The following is a 17,675-nucleotide window of genomic DNA, read 5'->3' as shown; positions in this document are numbered from 1 at the left end:
GTGCTCACGGCGACCCTTCGGCGGCGCGCGAATGCTTCAGGCCACCCGCCTGCGAGGAGACTTGGGGGTATCGCGCTTCATCAGCTCACGACCGAGCGCGAGGTAGCTCTCGCAGCCCTTCGACTTGATGTCATAGAGGATGATGGGCTTTCCGAACGACGGGCACTCGGACAGGCGCACGTTGCGCGGGACGACGACCTGGAAGACCTGGTCCTTGAAGAACCCGCGCACCTCCTCCACGACCTGGTGCGCGATGTTGGCGCGCGCGTCGAACATGGTGAGCAGGATGCCCTCCATCTTCAGCGCCGGGTTGAGGCCCTGCTTCACCAGGTCGATGGTGTGCGTCAGCTGCGACAGCCCCTCGAGCGCGTAGTACTCGCACTGCAGGGGGATGAGCACGGAGTCCGCGGCGGACAGCGCGTTGAGCGTGAGCAGGCCGAGCGAGGGCGGGCAGTCGATGATGATGTAGTCGAACTCGGCGGCGAGCGGGCGCAGGGCGTCGCGCAGGCGGAACTCGCGGTTCTCCTGGCCGACCAGCTCCACCTCGGCGCCGGTGAGGTCGGGCGTGGCGGGGACGACCTGGAGGTAGCGCAGCTCCGTGGGGTGGAACAGCTCCTTCATGGGGCGGCCGTTGAGGAGCGCGTCGTAGATGGTGCCGTGGAGCTTGTCCTGCTTGAGGCCCAGGCCGCTGCCGGCGTTGCCCTGCGGGTCCATGTCCACCAGGAGCGTGCGCCGCTCGGCGGAGGCCAGGCTCGCCGCCAGGTTGATGGCGGTGGTGGTCTTGCCCACGCCGCCCTTCTGGTTGGAGATGCAGATGATTCGACCCACGAGGCCCATCCTCTCTCGCCCGGCAGGTGCCGGGGCGCCGCGCGAGATGCGGTGCGCGGTTGCGCGCTGATCCCGCTGCTAGCACGCGGTTTGGTGTTGGATCAAATTCACGGCACACCTTGCTCGGCTACTCTTTTCGCGCCGGTTTTCGTCCCACGAAGCCGAGTGATTCACGGCACTTGGATGGCGGGCGAGCGGGGAGGCGCGCGGTCCGCGAGGCCGTGTCGGACCCCTCCGGTATGGTGCCTGGAAGCCCCCTATATAAGGAGGCGGACGTCACGGCCGGGTGTCGGGTCGGCGGAGCGGGGTTGGATCGGGCGGAAGACGCCCCCGCGTGGCCCCGGGGCCGCACGGTGCGTTCGTGGGCGGAGTGGGTGTCCGCGTTCCACGAGGAACAGGGGCTCCGTGGTCGACGTGGGTTTGCTTCCGCGCTTCCGTGCACACGGGCGGGTTCTCAATCGCCACCGGGTTGCATTCGGGTTCATGTGCGTGCGCCGGAGGCCGTGGGCCCGTGGTCGGTGCGGGTTCATGACTCACGACTCGTTCATCTTCGCGGGGCCTCTCGGCTTCGCGTTCCACATGGAACCTGGTGAGGCGAGCAGCTCCCATGGCGCCGGCGAAGTGCGCGCCACGGGCTGCAATCTCCATCGGACTGACGGGGCCGACCTGGGCATGGATGACCGCGCCGTCCATCGACTCCGCCCTCGAGCCCCTGGTCGACAGCGGCACGCATCGCTGGGCTCGGCATTCAACTCGTTACTCGCTCCTCGCGGAGGTCATCGGGTCGACGTCCATCCACCGGGCATCGGCACCGTGGGACCACATCCATGCATGGGGTGGTGAGGGAGCGCTCGCGGGTGACGACCACGTCCGCGTTCCGGATGCACTGCGGACTCCACGCCTCCACATTGGTTGTGACCACACGCCGATTCCTCCTGGTCTTCGCGCATCGGTGATGCGCTGCACCTGGTTCTCGCGTGATGGTGAGCAGGTTCCACCATCCACCGGGCATCGACGCCTCATCGACGCTTCCGAGTGGTGAGCGCGATGCCGATTCATCTCCAATAGTCCCCTGCTGCGTGTCCCGCATGACGCAACGGACGCCACACAGCACCTGGTCCAAGTGGAACGAGGCACCTGTCCCTGCATCGCGTCGACCACGCATCGACAGCGTGTTGCGCACCCAGTCCGTGGCGCGGCTGCACGGCACTGAGCACGAGCGTCCGACGACTCTCTCTTCATGGTCCGTGGTGAGCCCACAACGTCAACCTCGCCACCACCGGGAGACACTCCACCAGCGTCATCGTGTCTATACGGAGCGCGCAGCCCCCATTACTCAGCAACTTCATGCGGAGTCCTCGCCACGGTCGGAGCGGGCACACCATCCCCATGAGCATCTCGTTCCGCATGGGGCACGCGGGCCCGAGCCTTCATCGAGCGCAGGTCCTCTTCATGCCCTGAACTCGAGGCCTCGGGAGTTCCACTCCAGCTCTCCGTGGAGCGCGATGGGCCACATCACCACCGACCGCGCGACGACTTCACGCCGCACTCCGCAGCCACGGTCGAGCCGTCCGCGTCGCCATCACTCCGTATCGCAACGCTCGTTCCACATCGGGGATCGGCATCACCTCACGCCCCCAAGTGCATGGCCGAGGAACTCGCATCTCCGCATCGGAGCTTCGCGCTCCATGAGGAACGCGCATGCCCCCCCATTCACCGCGTCGACGTCATCCATCCTCGATACCCAAGCTCGGGCTCCACATGGGGGAACTCACCGGCATGCACAGCGCATCGGATTCACGACACGCGCCCAAGCCATGGCCGTGGATGCACGCATCACCACTTCGCGCGCCGCACTGAACGCGGAGCACCTGACCAACAGCCACCTCACATCGGCTTCCTGTCGCGCCCACCCAAGCCGGAGCCGAGATGCGTCCATCGACATCCCCGCGTCCGAGTTCTCGTTCCCCATGGAACCCGGAGCACATCACCCTGAAGCCACCCCATCCCCACGCGTGCAGAGACCGGGATGCGCTCATCGCCACTGCTCGTTCCGCGCCGAACGAGGGGCACCTCGCCAGCGGCCATCACGCATCGACTTCGTGGCACGCGCCCAGGCCGTGCCCAGGACGTGCTCATCGCCACTGCTCGTTCCGCGTCGAACGCGAAGCGCCACGCTGACACCCACCACGCATCGACTTCTCAGAACGCCCCCGGATCGTGACTGGCATGCGCTCACCGTCACTTCGCGTTCTGCGTCAAACCCGAAGCACCGCGCCGCCCCCCACCACGCATCGACTTCGCGGCACGCGCCCAGACCGTGACCGGCACGCGCGCACTGTCACTTCGCGGTCCGCGTCGAACGTGGGGCACCTCACGCGGCACGTGCCCAGGCCATGACTGAGAGGTGCTCGTCACCACTTCTCGTTCCATGTGGAACCCGGGCACGTCACCAGCGGCATCTCGTATCGGCTCCGCGGCACGCGTCCGGACCGTGACCGGCATGCGCTCAGCGCCACTTCTCGTTCCGCGTCGAACCCGAGGCACGTCACCAGCGGCCACCACGCATCGGCTTCGCGGGACACCCGGGACCGTGACCGGCATGCGCAGCGCCACTTCTCGTTCCGCGTCGAACCCGAGGCACGTCACCAGCGGACACCACGTATCGGCTTCGCGGCACGTGCCCAGGCCATGACCAAGAGGTTCGCATCACCACTTCTCGTTCCACGTGGAACACGGAGCACCTCAGCGACGACCGACACCCATCCGCATCACCGCACCCGCCCAGCCCGTGACCAGGAGGTGCGCATCACTGCTTCACGGTCCACGTGGAACACGGAGCACCTCAGCGACGACCGACACCCATCCGCATCACCGCACCCGCCCAGCCCGTGACCAGGAGGTGCGCATCACTGCTTCACGGTCCATGTGGAACACGGAGCACGTCACTGCGAGCCACCTCGCATCGGCTTCGCGGCACGCGCACGAACCATGACCGGCATGCGCTCAGCGCCACTTCTCGTTCCACGTGGAACGTGGAGTGCCGCGCGAGCCTCCACCTCGTTGTCGTCATGCCGCTCGCCCATGTCGTGGTCGCGATGCGGTCACCACCACCGCACCACTGCTTCCTGTTCCACGTGGAGCGCGGAGGACCAGCGCCCCTCCACATCGTCGACGCGATGCCACCGCGCACCGGAACCGTGGTCGGGATGCGCCTGGCGTCGTCCTTCGTCCCTCCGCGTTCGCGTTCCACGTGGAACGCGGAGGGACTCGCCAGCCCCCATCACGCATCGCTTCCGCGCCCATCCACGTCATCGCCGCGATGCGCTCAACCACCACCGCATCACTTCTTCCTGTTCCACGTGGAACGCGGAGGGCCACGCCAACCTCCCGCCTCCACCACGTCATCGCCGGGATGCGCTCACCACCACCGCATCACCGCTTCCTGTTCCACGTGGAACGCCAAGTCCCCCCAGCGGCATCTACCCGCGCTCATCCACGTCATCGCCGCGATGCGCTCACCACCACCGCATCGCTGCTTCCTGTTCCACGTGGAACGCGGAGGGCCACGCCAACCTCCCGCCTCCACCACGTCATCGCCGGGATGCGCTCACCACCACCGCATCACCGCTTCCTGTTCCACGTGGAACGCCAAGTCCCCCCAGCGGCATCTACCCGCGCTCATCCACGTCATCGCCGCGATGCGCCCACCACCACCGCATCGCTGCTTCCTGTTCCACGTGGAACGTGAACACGCCCCCTCAGCGCCATCCACTGCGCCTCACTTCCGCGCTCATCCACGTCATCGCCGCGATGCGCTCACCACCACCGCATCGCTGCTTCCCGTTCCACGTGGAACGCGGAGGGCCACTCCAACCTCCCGCCTCCACCACGTCATCGCCGCGATGCGCTCACCACCACCGCATCGCTGCTTCCTGTTCCACGTGGAACGCCAAGTCCCCCCAGCGGCATCTACCGCGCTCATCCACGTCATCACCGCGATGCGCCCACCACCGCATCGCTGCTTCCTGTTCCACGTGGAACGTGAACACGCCCCCTCAGCGCCATCCACTGCGCCTCACTTCCGCGCTCATCCACGTCATCGCCGCGATGCGCTCACCACCACCGCATCACCGCTTCCTGTTCCACGTGGAACGCGGAGGGCCACGCCAACCTCCCGCCGCCACCACTCATCTCCGGTGCACCACCAGCGAGACGTTCCACGTGGAACCCGAACGCCCTCAACGCCCCACCACTCATCGCTTTCTGGTCGCGCTCGCAGCCCAGGCCGGGATGCGCTCACCACCACCGCATCACCGCTTCCTGTTCCACGTGGAACGTGGCGAACCGCGCTGACCTCCAGCACGCTTCACCTCAGCACCAGGCCACGCCATCGCAAGGAGGGCTCGCCGCCATCCACCTTCTTGTTCCTCGTGGAACGCGGATGGCCACTTAGAGGTCCACCACGCATCGCCTCCTGCCGCGCTCCCGCAGCCGTCGCGATGCTCCCCCATCACCAGCCACGCGGAACGCGGCCAGCACACCGCCCATCACCGCGCATCGCCTCCACGCGCATCCAACATCGCCGCGATGTGCTCACCGCCATCCGGCTTCGCGTTCCACGTGGAACGCGCCATCAGCGACCGCGCGTGGTGGCACCTTCGCCGGCTCACCGCGTTCCACGTGGAACACCCCGTGCGCTTCGCCGCCCGGTTTCGCGGACCGCTGCGCCAACGCCGCAACGGGTCTCTTGGAACGACAAGCCGCACGGCGATGAGGTCGTCGACATCGACCGCGCACGCCTCCGCATTCCACATGGAACGAGCACGCGGGCGGGCCCCGAAGAGCCGGCGTCCGGACCCGACCAGGGTTCCACGTGGAACACGGTGCGGACCACATCGGTGCCTTCCGGCCTCGCCCACGAACAGCCAGCGCAGCCCCATCCACTGAACCCCATGAGGCAGGGCGACCAGGTCCCGTGCTCACCTCCTGTTCCACGTGGAACCCATCAATGAGTTCCATCCCGTCATCCTCATGTGCCGCGATGCGACTTCCACGTGGAACGGGGCGACCATCGAACGATGTGCTTCGCGGGTATCGGGGCGGCGCCGGATGCGTGCCGCGAGGCCTCCCTCCACCCCAGTCCTCAGGGTCTGGGCTCGATGCGCGTTCCACCTGGAACCCGACCGCTCCAGATGCATGAACGCGGTCGCGCCATCAGGCCTCACCGGTCAGCCACTTCAGGGGTTCGCGCCACGCGGTGAGCCGCACCTCGCATCGCGGACTCGGACCCGGACCGTGATGCGAGTTCCACGTGGAACGCGAAGCCCCAGTTCCCGCATCCGTCCGGCACCTGTTCGAAGGTCCCGGTGGCGGCGCCTCCCGTTGTCTTGGGAAGCACCGACCCGTTCCACGTGGAACCCGCCGGGAGTCGGCGCGCCGCCCATCCAACTGTCCGCACGGTCGACTCCGGTTGGTGGCGGCGCCGACATGCGGTCGGACGCCACTTGGGTTCGCGGCATGCCCATCCACAGGTTCCACGTGGAACCGGGAGGAAGCCCCCGAGGCCTCGCAGCCACCCGCTATCGACACGACCCGCGATGGGTCCGAGGTCGGCGGATGCAGGTGCGCGCAGGTGTCGGCCCGTTCCACGTGGAACGCGGAGGCGAGCCATGTCCCCCTTCCTTCCACCTGCCCCGGACAGGAAGCCGGCAAGCGCATCGCGATGCGCAGCCACCGCCACGCAGGTCCGGCACGGAGGCACCCGCTCCACGCTGAACGCAGGTCCGGCCAGCGGACCTCTTCGCACCTGCCTGCGAGTTCGAGGTCGGTGGCCGCACAACCCGGGGGCAGCCCTCCGCGCGACACCGGTCCGAGTTCAGCGGAGGCATCACCGATGAGAAACTCACGAACAGGTCTCCTCCCCCCTCGTGGACCTCCAGGTCAGGGTCGGCGGTGGCACCGCGATGTGGCGCCATGCCCGGCGAACCAGCAGCCAGGCATCAGCGCGTTCCACGTGGAACGCATCCACCGTCAGGCCGGAGGTCGGGAGCGGAAGTGGCCACCGTTGGGGCGCCACCGCGACCCGTGGGGGGCAGCCAACCGTCGCCACCCACGGGAACCCGGAGGGAGCATCGGCGCCGCGAATCCAGCCCGAGGTCAGTCGCCGCACGGCCTCCACTTCGACTGCGCCTTCGCCGGATGGACGAACTCGGAGCGCCCCACACGGCATGCGGCGACCCGGCTCGGGGCCGAGAACCACGAGACCCGCATCACCTTCATCGCGGCGCCACCCCAACCCCGAGGTGAATCGTTCCAGGTCCCGACTCGAACTCATGCATGAGGGACCTGTCCCCAACATCGGACCCCGCACCCGTTCGCCATCACAAGCCGGGCAGGTCGCCCAGCCCCACGGGCCACATGGACCCCGGCACCTCTCGCCGCCCGCATGCGCCGCACCCCAGCCATCACGAGTCGCCCGCACCCAGCACGCGAAGTCGCGCACCGTCGGACCCCGACGCCATGGCGGCACGACGTCAATCGACGGCGGACATGCTCCGGCTCCTCATGGAACCGCGCTCACGGGCCCGCATCCGTGCCGATGCCACGCCCGGCAGTTCGGTTGTTCGGATGGGTGCGGTGGCATCCCTCGGCGACTGGACTCCACGACCCCACCGCTACCGCGCGACCCTTCGATGACGGAGGGGTCGAAGACCTCCCCATCGACCTCGGCACCCATCAGTCCCGGTCGGACGGCGATGGGTTCCATGTGGAACCTGGTGGAAGCGCGCTCCCAGATGAACCGCCCCACGAACCGCACGGAGTCATCGCAGTCCCCGATGAAGGCGCGCATCGTCCGTGGGCCACCGCGCAGCCACCCGCAGCCGTCACACCCTCGTGCATGGGGGGCGACTGGATGCTCGGGCGATATGCACTCACTCGACCGGGTCTGGAGGGAGCAAGCATCCGCCCCAAGCGCTCCGCCCCGAGCACAGCGTCGCCCGAGTTCGCCCGCAGAAACCCAAGGAAGGACCCGACGCCCGTCCCCTCCCCTCCCCGGCTTGTCCCCCAGCGCCCCTCCCCTCCCCTTCTCATCATGAGGATGACCCTGCGCCAGGAGCGTCGTCTCCTTGGAACCCGCGCATCATTCATCCCCATCGAGCGCTGGGCCGCTTCCTCACTCCAGTCCATCCGCGGCCTCGCTCCGTGACCCAAGCGCTCACTCCCGCAGACGCTGAGCGCGCGGACGTGAAGGTGCCCGCTTGCTCGTGAAGAAGAAGCCGACCCAGGCACCGCTTCGCCGTCAGGCCGGCCACCAGTGTCGCGACACTGCTCTCATGTCGCTCGCATGGAGCCCCGTCCCACGCGTCAGTCACCCCGACCGGAGGGCGCTGCACCTCGCGACCTCCACGCGGAAACGAATCCAAAATGGTTCGGCACCGCGAGCGTTCAAGCCTCCGTCCACACCGAGCACGGAGAGGACACATGCGTGAGTCGCCCGAGCTGGATGCGTTGAGGCACTACCTGACGACGGACACGCGAGCGCGACTCGCGGACTGGGTCTGGGGGTTGTCGCGTTGGGGCAAACAGCCGCTGGTGCTCGCGGCGTTCGGTGTCGCCGCGCCCTCCCTCGCGCTGTGGAGGAGCGGCGTCCCTCAGGACGAACGGTGGCAACGCGCCTTCGCGCGCTCGCCCATCACCGAGCACGCGTTCACCACCCTGAAGGACTGGCTGGACGACCCCACCGAGCACACGACGCTCACGCTGCGCGCGCATCACTCGCGGCTGCGTGGACACCTCTCCGCCGCGGAGCTGTACGCGGATGAGTCCCTCGGCTCGCGGTCCGTGTGCGAACGCAGGACGCGGTGCGTGGGCGCGGGCCGCGTGATTCTCGCGGCGCTCGAGGCGGCGCTGTGGACCGCGACGCAAGCAACCCGCGGCGTGGCCGACGAAGCCGAGCGTCAGGCCATCGCGAGCGCGGGCCCCGCGTTGGAGACGTGGACCGCGGTGCGCGAGTACCTCGCCTGCGCACCCGGAGCCGCCGAGCCAGCGCTCCGCGCGCTCATCCGCGACGCGCTGTCGGCCCTGCAACCCATGTGAGCGCGCGAGGCCGAAAAACCGGCCTCGGAGCGCTCAACGCGTCCACGCTCCTTGATAGAGCACGACGCGGTAGCCGTCCGGATCCTCGAACGTCACGCCGCTCGCGTCCCAGTACGGATTGCGCGAGCGCACCGGCTCGAAGCCCGCGTCACGCATGCGACGCACCCGCGCCGTCCACTCAGCGCGCTCCGGGAGATAGAAGACGAGCAGGTTGTCCTCGGATGGCGCGCGCGGCGAGGCGTGTCCCCGCTCCACCGTGAACTCCAGGTGGTACGGCGCGCCCCGGTGCCCGAGCATCACGCCATCGAAGCCCGCGTGGTCCTCGAAGCCACCCAACAGCTCGAAGCCCAATCCCTCTCGATAGAACCGCACCACTTCCGCCAGGTTCCGCGTCGGCCGAGCCACGCGCAGCTTCACCGTGTCCATGCACCCACCTCCGCGCGTGAGAGCGGCTCGCGCGCTCCCTCGAACTCACACATCTCCGCGCGCTCCTCATCCTCCATGACGAAGCCCTGGAGGAAATCCATTCCACCGTCACCGCCCTTTCGCGCCAACTCACGCCGGGGACGGACAATCCCTGCCTCCGTTCAGAGCGGCGTGAGGTCCGCGAAAAACCTTCAGGTCGCAACGACTTGCGTGAAGGCCCCGCGAGAGGTCCGACACGCCGTGAGCAATGAATAGAGTGAGGGGTCTTCCACGAGCGAGGGCGCGTGCCGTCGCAGGCGACAGGCGCCGCGAATCCATGAGCCAATCCCCATCCATCACCCTGTGCGGTGTGCTGCTCGCGACCTGCGTCGGCATGGCATGCGTGGGCCCCTCCTCGTCGCCTCCGGAGGACGATGTGCCTCCTGCGACGCGGAGCCAGCTCGGTCCCCTCGTCCTCCACACGCCGCATCTGGTGAAGGACGTCGCAACCGGCGCCTCCGCCCCAAGCCTCTCTCCCTACATGCCGTCTCGCAGGGGCTTCGTCACGCTCGGGCCCCTCACCTTCTTCACGGCGATGAACCAGTTCAACGACATCGAGGTGTGGAAGTCCGATGGAACCCTCGAGGGAACCTCGCCGCTGCGCGACCTCGTCCCCGGTCCGTGGCCGTCCCATCCCGGCAACTACACGGTGATGGGTGGGGCCCTCTACTTCACCTCGCGGACGGCGGACCTCCTGGACACCGTCGCGCTCTGGCGGACGGATGGAACTCCAGAGGGCACCCACATCGTCAGCATGCTCAACGACAGGCCCGCCTTCGTGACGGCGCGAGGCACCACCCTCTATGTGATGGCGAATGGCAACGGCGGCGAGGATGGCTTCACACTCTGGAAGACCGATGGCACCACGTCAGGCTTGACGCAGGTGTACGCCCACAGGACTCGCTCCTCCTACGCCTACCCCAACGCCCCGGGGTTCCAGAGCGCCTTCGCCTGGATGGGCGACACGCTCTTCTTCATCGCCAGCACCCCACCCCTGGGCAGCGAGGTGTGGAGGAGCGACGGCACCACCGCGGGCACGCGAATGGTCGTGAATGCCTTTCCGGACGACGGCGCTCGGGGACCAGGCGCCTTCGATGTCGTCGCGTCCGGTGACCTCGTCTACTTCAAGACCCCCGGTATCGAGGACGACCGGCTCCTGTTGTGGCGCACCGACGGCACCCCCGAAGGCACCTTCTCCGTGCTGCACCTCCAATCCCCCTCCGACACACCCCACGACGCCCGACCGGTAGATGTCTCGGGAAGGCTCTTCTTCGCGCGGTGGGATGCCCAGACGGGGCCGGAGTTGTGGTCGACGGACGGCTCGTTGGCGGGGACATCGAGAGTCGTCACGCTCGACGCCGACACGAAGCAGGCCCTGCCTCGCGACCTCGTGTCGAGCCAGGGCCTGCTGTGGTTCACCACCCAGGACGTCGAGCAGCGTGAGCAGGTCTTCGTGAGCGATGGCACTGCCGGAGGCACGCATCAGGTCACCGGCCTCGTGTCCGGTGACCCGGCGTCGTCGCGCGTCGTCGGCGCCAGTCCCCACGGTGTCTACTTCGCGCGAAGCACGCCCGCGGAGACTTCCGTTTGGACGACCGATGGCACCGGGGAAGGCACGCGGAAGCTGCTCGTCCCCCCGCCTCTCGCCAGCAGCCTCGACTATCATCCGACGGGCGAGGGACACCTCTTCATCTCACGACCCGAAGGGTACCTGTGGTCGACCGACGGCACGCCCGAGGGCACCACCTCGCTCGGCGTCACCCAATTCCCAGTGAACGGAGTGGGTGAGCTCACGGGTATCAACCTGGGGGGCAGGTTCGTCTTCCCGCTGCCTAGCAGTGTGGACCCCACCCAGCCCTTCGGAGATCTGCTGTGGGGCAGCGATGGGACACCGGAGGGAACCGGGCGACTCGCGACCCCTCCGCTGTCGCGTTCGACCGCGCAGGTGTCTCTCGGCATCGTCGGTGGCCAGGGCTTCGTCTGGAGATACATCTCCGCCGTCCTGGAGCCCGGCGTCCTGGTCAGCGAGCTGGTGAGACTGGATGGGAGTCCAGACGGGACGGAGGTCCTGAAGACGGTACGGCTGCCGCCGCATACGTATGACGTCTTCCACCCACCTCCCGCCATCGCGTTCCAACAGCAAGTCTTCTTCGTCAATCCCCAGACGCCCTTCTGGCCCGGCCCCTCCACGCTCTGGAAGAGCGACGGCACTCCGGAGGGCACCGTCGCGGTGACCCCGCTGCTCGACCACGAGTCCCAGAGTGTGTTCCCCCGGCTCTTCGCCAGCACCGGAGAGCGGTTCTTCTTCGTCGCGGGAGCGAGCCCCGCGCGTGAGTCGTTGTGGGTGAGCGATGGCAGCGCGGAGGGAACCCGGCCGGTGCATGAGTTCGCCGTCACGGCGTCCACGAACTCCTCGCTCCGGCCCGTGCTCCACCTGCTCCCCCTGGGCCGACAGGTCCTCGTCTGGACCGAAACCCAGGAGGAAGGCCCCACGCTGTGGGTGAGCGACGGCACCCCGGAAGGCACGCGTCTGCTGCGAACGTTCGAGGGACCGGGGCCTCATCTGGCGCAAGGTCCGGAGACCACCGCGGTGGTCGGAGCGCAGTGCTTCTTCATCACCCAGGCCGGCGGGGCGCCCGCGCAACTGTGGAAGACAGACGGCCGCTCGGCCACGGTCGTCGCCACCTTCCAGGCCTTCACCCCCGAGGCGACGCCCACGCACCTCACGCCCTTGCGAGGCGCGGTGTGGTTCTGGGCGAACGACGCCGCGCATGGCTACGAGCTGTGGACGAGCGACGGCACGACAGAGGGGACCCGGCTCGTGAAGGACATCGCCCCGGGGCCCGAGAGCGCGACGGGGAGACCCGGGCCGCTCGTGTCGCTCGGACCGGACGGGCCGCTCGTCTTCGCGGCCTCAGATGGACCGTCCGGCGAGGAGTTGTGGCAGACGGATGGAACAGCGGAGGGCACGGTGCGCGTGGCGGACATCGCGCCGGGCCCCCTCTCTTCCTCACCGTCCCACTTCTTCACCGCGGGACGGCAGGTCTTCTTCCTCGCGTGGACGCCCGAATCCGGAAGGGAGCTGTGGGCCCTGGAGCGCCCCGTCCAGGACATCACTCCGCCCGTGCTGACCTGCCCCCCGTCACAGGTGGTGGAGGCCACGGGCCCCTTCGGCCAACGCGTGCGCCATCCCCGCGCCACCGCGACGGATGAGGGAGGCTCCGAGCCGCTCGTCCGTTACAGCTCCTATTGGGGAACCATCTTCCCGCTGGGCACGACGGAGGTGCGGGTCACCGCGGCGGACGACGTCGGCAATCGCGCCACCTGCGCGTTCGACGTCACCGTGCGCGACACACGACCGCCCTCCCTCTCCTGCCCCGCCAACCAACGGCTGGTCGCCGATGACGACCAACACGCCACCGCCACCTGGCCGACCCTCGACGCGCGGGATGTCGTCACCGACGTGGTGCTCGAGACCTCGGTCGCGCAGGGGACCCGCCTGCCCGTGGGGACCCACTCCGTGACGGTCACCGCCAGGGACCTCCACGGCAACACCGAGCGCTGCACCTTCTCCGTGGTCGTCGTGAAGTCCGGAGGCGGAGGGTGTCAGCAGGCCGGCGACACCCGCCCGCTCGGCCTCGGACTGGCACTGTTCACCTTGTGGTGGATGAAGCCTCGTCGCCGGCGCGGCGCGGGCTCCATCCCCTGACGTCGCGCGGACACCCAACGCCCGCCGGCGAAAAGCAGACACCCAGGCCTTCGTCTCCGCCGGTTCCACGAACCACGCCTGCTTGGGTCGTGGCCCCAATTCGAGCGCCGCCGCCAGTTCGCGCGCGCGGCGCTCGTTCGCAATCACAACCACCCAGGTGCGCTTGCCGCGCTCCTTTCGCCCACAGCCCAATGAACCCTTGCACCCACCAGCGGACTGCTGGCGACGTTCACGGGGGTTCTCGCTCGCGACGGGCACGCGGCTGACGCAAGGCGTCCACGTCGTGACCGTCATCGCGGGAGACCCGGCAGGTCACGGCCGGAGCTGCACGTGCTCCACCATCGTGCCCCTGTCCCCGACGCTCGCGGCCCCCGAAGACAGCGGGTGCCGGGCGCGCGGCTCGGGCGCGCACCATCGTCGGCGCGACGAGGCGTAGGCCACCCCGTCGAGGTGTGTCTCGACGTTCACGCCGTCCGGTTCACGTGCTGCCCCATGCACACACCGGGCATCCCCGGGGAGGGCCGTGAGCGGCACACCGTGGCATCTCCGCCACGCGCGCGGGGCATCCGTCACTCGAATGCATTGGCATGGGAGCTGCTAAATCCTCTCCACGCAGGCCCCGTTTCTCCACACATCCCCCATGACCACACCCAAACCCATCACGCTCACGAGCGCGTTGCTGGCCTCGTTTCTCGGCGCCGCTTGCGCGGACACGTCCGAGTCCGCGGCCCCTCCCACGCCCCCCACTCCGCTGGAGCAGACACGCGGCGCGCTCGTCATCGGCACGCCGTATCTGGTGAAGGACCTGCTCCCGGGTGAACTCCCCGTGGACGCGTCTTCCTTTCCGAGCTTCGCCCCCGAGGGCTTCGTCACGCTCGGCGCGCACACGTTCTACGCGGCGAACGACGGCACCGACGACGTCGAGCTGTGGAAGACGGATGGGACGCTCGAGGGGACATCCCTCGTGCGTGACGTCCTCCCAGGCCCCGCGCCGTCCTATCCGTCGAACCTCACCGTGCTGGGAGGCCAGCTCTACTTCACGGCTCGCACCGCGCCGAGCTACGCCACCCAGGCGCTCTGGCGCACGGATGGAACGACGGAGGGCACGTCGCTGGTGGCGTCGATGCCCGGCGGCGTCACGTTCATGACGGAGCACGGCGGCGCCCTCTACCTCATGACGTCCTCCGGCGCGCCGTCGCGGAGCTTCGAGCTGTGGAGGAGCGATGGCACCACCGCCGGGACCTCCCGCGTCGTGATGGGGGGTGGGAACACCCGCGCGGAGCCAACCTTCGCCTGGGTGGGTGACACGCTCTTCTTCGTCGCCACCGACTCCACGAACGGACGGGAGCTGTGGAAGAGCGACGGGACGCAGGCCGGCACCGTGATGGTCAAGGACGTGATGCCGGACAACGCCGACGGGTACGACGGCCCCTTCGAGCTGCTCTCGACGGGCACCCTGCTCTACTTCAAGACCCAGGGCATCGAGGACTACCGCTACCTGCTGTGGCGCAGTGACGGGACGGCGCAGGGCACCTTCCGACTGCTGTCGCTCCAATCCTCTCCGAGCACCTCGGGTGGCGTCCCCCACGTGGTCGTCGACGGGACGCTCTACTTCGCCCAATGGGACGCCCAGACGGGACAGGAGCTGTGGAGGTCCGACGGCACCGTGGCCGGCACCACGCGCGTCACCGACCTCCGCCCCGGCACGCAAGACTCCCTGCCACGCAACCTGGTGGCCCAGGGCACGCGACTCTGGTTCACCGCCGACGATGAAAACCGCCGCGCCCAGGTCTGGGTGAGCGACGGCACCGCGCAAGGCACGCGGCGGGTGACCACCTCGTCACCCGACACCTTCTCCACCGGCACCGTCGTGGCGGCCACTCCCGACGGCGTCTACTTCTGGTCGAGCAGCACCGTCGAGTCCTCGCTGTGGAAGACGGACGGCACCGTCGCGGGAACCCAGAAGCTGCCGATCCCCGGCAACAGCTACTCCAGCTACCGGGTGCATCCCCTGGAGGGAGGGCGCCTCTTCATCTCCAGCTTCCGGGGCGCCTTGTGGCGCAGTGACGGCACCGTCGAGGGGACCGCGTCGCTGGGTCGTGTCATCCGCACCCAGAACAGCGCGATGCCTCGGCAGGGCCTCAACGTGGGCGGCTCGCTCGTCTTCGCCGTGAAGGATGGCGACACGTTCAACCCGCTCGACGAGCGGCTGTGGATGAGTGATGGGACGGCGCAGGGCACCACGCGGCTCGAGGACTTCTCGAGCACCCCCGGCACGAGCTTCCGCGCCATCGACACCACCGGGGGGCAGGTCTTCATCTGGCGTCAGGACGAGGGGGGACGGGACGCCGCGGACCACAGCGGCACCCTGCTGCGCACGGATGGGAGCCCCCGGGGCACTCGCACCCTCCAGCGAATGAAGCTGCCGAAGTCCGCCTATGCCGCCAGCCAGCCACCCCCCGCCGTGGCGCTCGGCCAGGAGCTGTTCTTCGGCTTCACCGGGTCGCAGGCGAACGGCCCCTCCGCCCTGTGGAAGACGGACGGCACGCCGGAGGGCACGCGCGCGGTGGCGACGGTGCAGGACAGCTTCTTCAACCTGAATCCCCGCCTCCTCGTCAACGCCAACGGGCGCCTCTTCTTCGCCGCGGGCATCGGCCTGGGCAGCGAGTGGCTGTGGACGAGCGACGGCTCCGGGCCGGGCACGCAGAAGGTGAAGGTCTTCACCTCCAACAACGCCTCCGCGCCCGCCATCCGTCACATGGTGGCGCTGGGAAGCCAGGTGCTCTTCTGGGCCGAGACGCAGGCGGATGGGTATGCGCTGTGGACGAGCGACGGCACCGTGGCGGGCACGCGCCTGCTGACGCGCTTCGAGGGCACCTCTCCCCTCGCCACGAGCCCGCTCACCTCGGCGGTGGTGGACGGACAGGTCTACTTCGTCACCCAGGCGTCCAACACGCCGACGCGGCTGTGGAAGACGGACGGTGGCGCGGCGGTGCTGGTGGCCAGCTTCGGCGTGCTCGACTCGCTCACCCTGCCCACGCGGCTCACCGCGTTCCAGGGCGCGCTCTGGTTCTGGGCCTTCGACGCCGCGCATGGCTACGAGCTGTGGACGAGCGACGGGACACAGGCGGGCACGGTGCGGGTGACGGACCTCAACCCCGGCGCGGCGAGCGCGGTGGGCACGCCGGGGCCGCTCGTGCCGGTGGGGCCGGACGGGCCGTTGCTCTTCGCGGCGTCCGACGGCGTGTCGGGCCTCGAGCCGTGGCAGACGGACGGCACGACGGAGGGCACGGTGCGCGTGGCGGACCTGGCCCCGGGGCCGGACTCGTCGTCGCCCACGGACCTGGCCGTCGCGGGCACGCATGTGTTCTTCCAGGCGTGGACCCGCGGCGCGGGCGCGGAGCTGTGGGCGATGAAGCGCGCCGTCCAGGACACCGAGCCGCCCGTGGTGACGTGCCCCGCGGCGGTGACCGTGGAGGCCACCCAGACCTACGGGCAGACGGTGACCTTCCCTCGTGCGACGGCGACGGACACGCGTGATGCGTCGCCCGTGGTCCGCTACAGCCATCCGTCCGGCGGCTCCTTCTCTCAAGGCACCACGTCCGTGGGGGTCGCCGCGCTGGACGCGACGGGCAACAGCGCCACGTGCTCGTTCGACGTCACGGTGCGGGACACGCAGCCGCCGACCATCACCTGCGGCGAGCCGTCGCTGCGCAGGGAGGCGTGGGACTCGCGCGGCAACCATGTCCACATCCCCTTCGGAATGGTGACGGCGACGGACGTGGCCTCCACGCCGGAGGTGACCTACGACCCGAGCTCCGGCGGGCTCTTCCCCCTGGGGACCACCTCCGTCACGGCCACCGCCAGGGACGGCGCGGGCCACACGGCGTCGTGTGTCTTCGACGTCATCGTGGAGGACACGACGCCGCCCATCCTCGGAGAGTGTCCGAAGGGCTTCGTCAGCGAGGCGACCGGCCCGGACGGCGCCGCGTTGTCCTTCGACTGGCCGTACACGTCGGACGCGGTGTCCACGCCCAGCCTGAGCAGCACTCCCGCGCAGGGCGAGCGCGTGCCCCTGGGGACGCGCGAGGTCACGGTGACCACGCGCGACTCCGCGGGCAACCAGAAGCAATGCACCTTCTCCGTCGAGGTGCGGGACACCCTCCCGCCCGACCTCACCTGTCCCGACACGCAGCGACTGCTCGCGGACACCGCGGACGGGAAGGCGGCGGCGACGTGGCCGGACATCACGGCGGAGGACCTCGTCAGCGAGGCGACCCTCTCGTTCTCCGTCGAGAAGGGCACGCGCCTGACGGTGGGCACGTACACGGTGACGGTCACCGCGAAGGACCAGCTCGACCACCAGCGGAGCTGCACGTTCTCCCTCATCGTGCAGAAGCCGGGCACCCCTCTCGAGCCGGAGGAGCCCTCGCAGGGACGGGGCGGTGGGTGCCAGGCGGGCGGCGCGGGCGCGAGCAGCCTGGGCGCGGTGATGCTGGGACTGTGGCTGCTGAGGCCCCGTCGTCGTCGGGCGGTGGGGGTCGTCCGCTGAGCCTCGCCCCCGTGGCGGGGC

The 17,675-nt window shown here is 69.0% G+C and carries 5 protein-coding genes; 3 read left to right on the top strand and 2 right to left on the bottom strand.

The features are described 5' to 3' along the window. Positions 1–36 precede the first annotated feature (36 nt). Positions 37–828, bottom strand: a complete 792-nt coding sequence (locus tag LZ198_RS29340; protein WP_253975404.1) for a ParA family protein — start codon at positions 826–828, stop codon at positions 37–39. 7,485 nt (positions 829–8,313) lie between these two features. Between LZ198_RS29340 and LZ198_RS29335 the strand changes: the two genes are divergently transcribed. Further along, entirely contained in the window at positions 8,314–8,928 is a 615-nt protein-coding gene (locus LZ198_RS29335) for a hypothetical protein (protein ID WP_253975403.1), read from the top strand. 33 nt (positions 8,929–8,961) lie between these two features. Here the strand turns inward: LZ198_RS29335 and LZ198_RS29330 are convergent, their stop codons facing one another. Further along, positions 8,962–9,354, bottom strand: coding sequence for a VOC family protein (locus LZ198_RS29330; protein WP_253975402.1), 393 nt, complete (start codon positions 9,352–9,354; stop codon positions 8,962–8,964). 316 nt (positions 9,355–9,670) lie between these two features. Here LZ198_RS29330 and LZ198_RS29325 point away from each other — a divergent pair, with 316 nt between their 5' ends. Continuing rightward, a complete protein-coding gene (locus tag LZ198_RS29325; RefSeq protein ID WP_253975401.1) occupies positions 9,671–13,102 on the top strand; it encodes an ELWxxDGT repeat protein in 3,432 nt (1,143 codons plus the stop codon). Between the two features lie 640 nt (positions 13,103–13,742). Then, the gene (locus LZ198_RS29320) at positions 13,743–17,654 is read left to right on the top strand and encodes an HYR domain-containing protein (RefSeq protein WP_253975400.1); all 3,912 of its coding nucleotides are present in this window, start codon (positions 13,743–13,745) and stop codon (positions 17,652–17,654) included. Positions 17,655–17,675 lie beyond the last annotated feature (21 nt).

Source organism: Myxococcus dinghuensis, from assembly GCF_024198235.1.
Classification (GTDB): Bacteria; Myxococcota; Myxococcia; order Myxococcales; family Myxococcaceae; genus Myxococcus; species Myxococcus dinghuensis.
The sequence above is the reverse complement of the archived record's forward strand: the minus strand, read 5'-3'. Positions and strand labels throughout refer to the sequence as shown.

Coding starts and splice junctions, on each gene's coding strand:
- LZ198_RS29320 (WP_253975400.1), top strand. CDS start 13,743: ATGACCACACCCAAACCCATCACGCTCACGAGCGCGTTGCTGGCCTCG.
- LZ198_RS29330 (WP_253975402.1), bottom strand. CDS start 9,354: ATGGACACGGTGAAGCTGCGCGTGGCTCGGCCGACGCGGAACCTGGCG.
- LZ198_RS29325 (WP_253975401.1), top strand. CDS start 9,671: ATGAGCCAATCCCCATCCATCACCCTGTGCGGTGTGCTGCTCGCGACC.
- LZ198_RS29335 (WP_253975403.1), top strand. CDS start 8,314: ATGCGTGAGTCGCCCGAGCTGGATGCGTTGAGGCACTACCTGACGACG.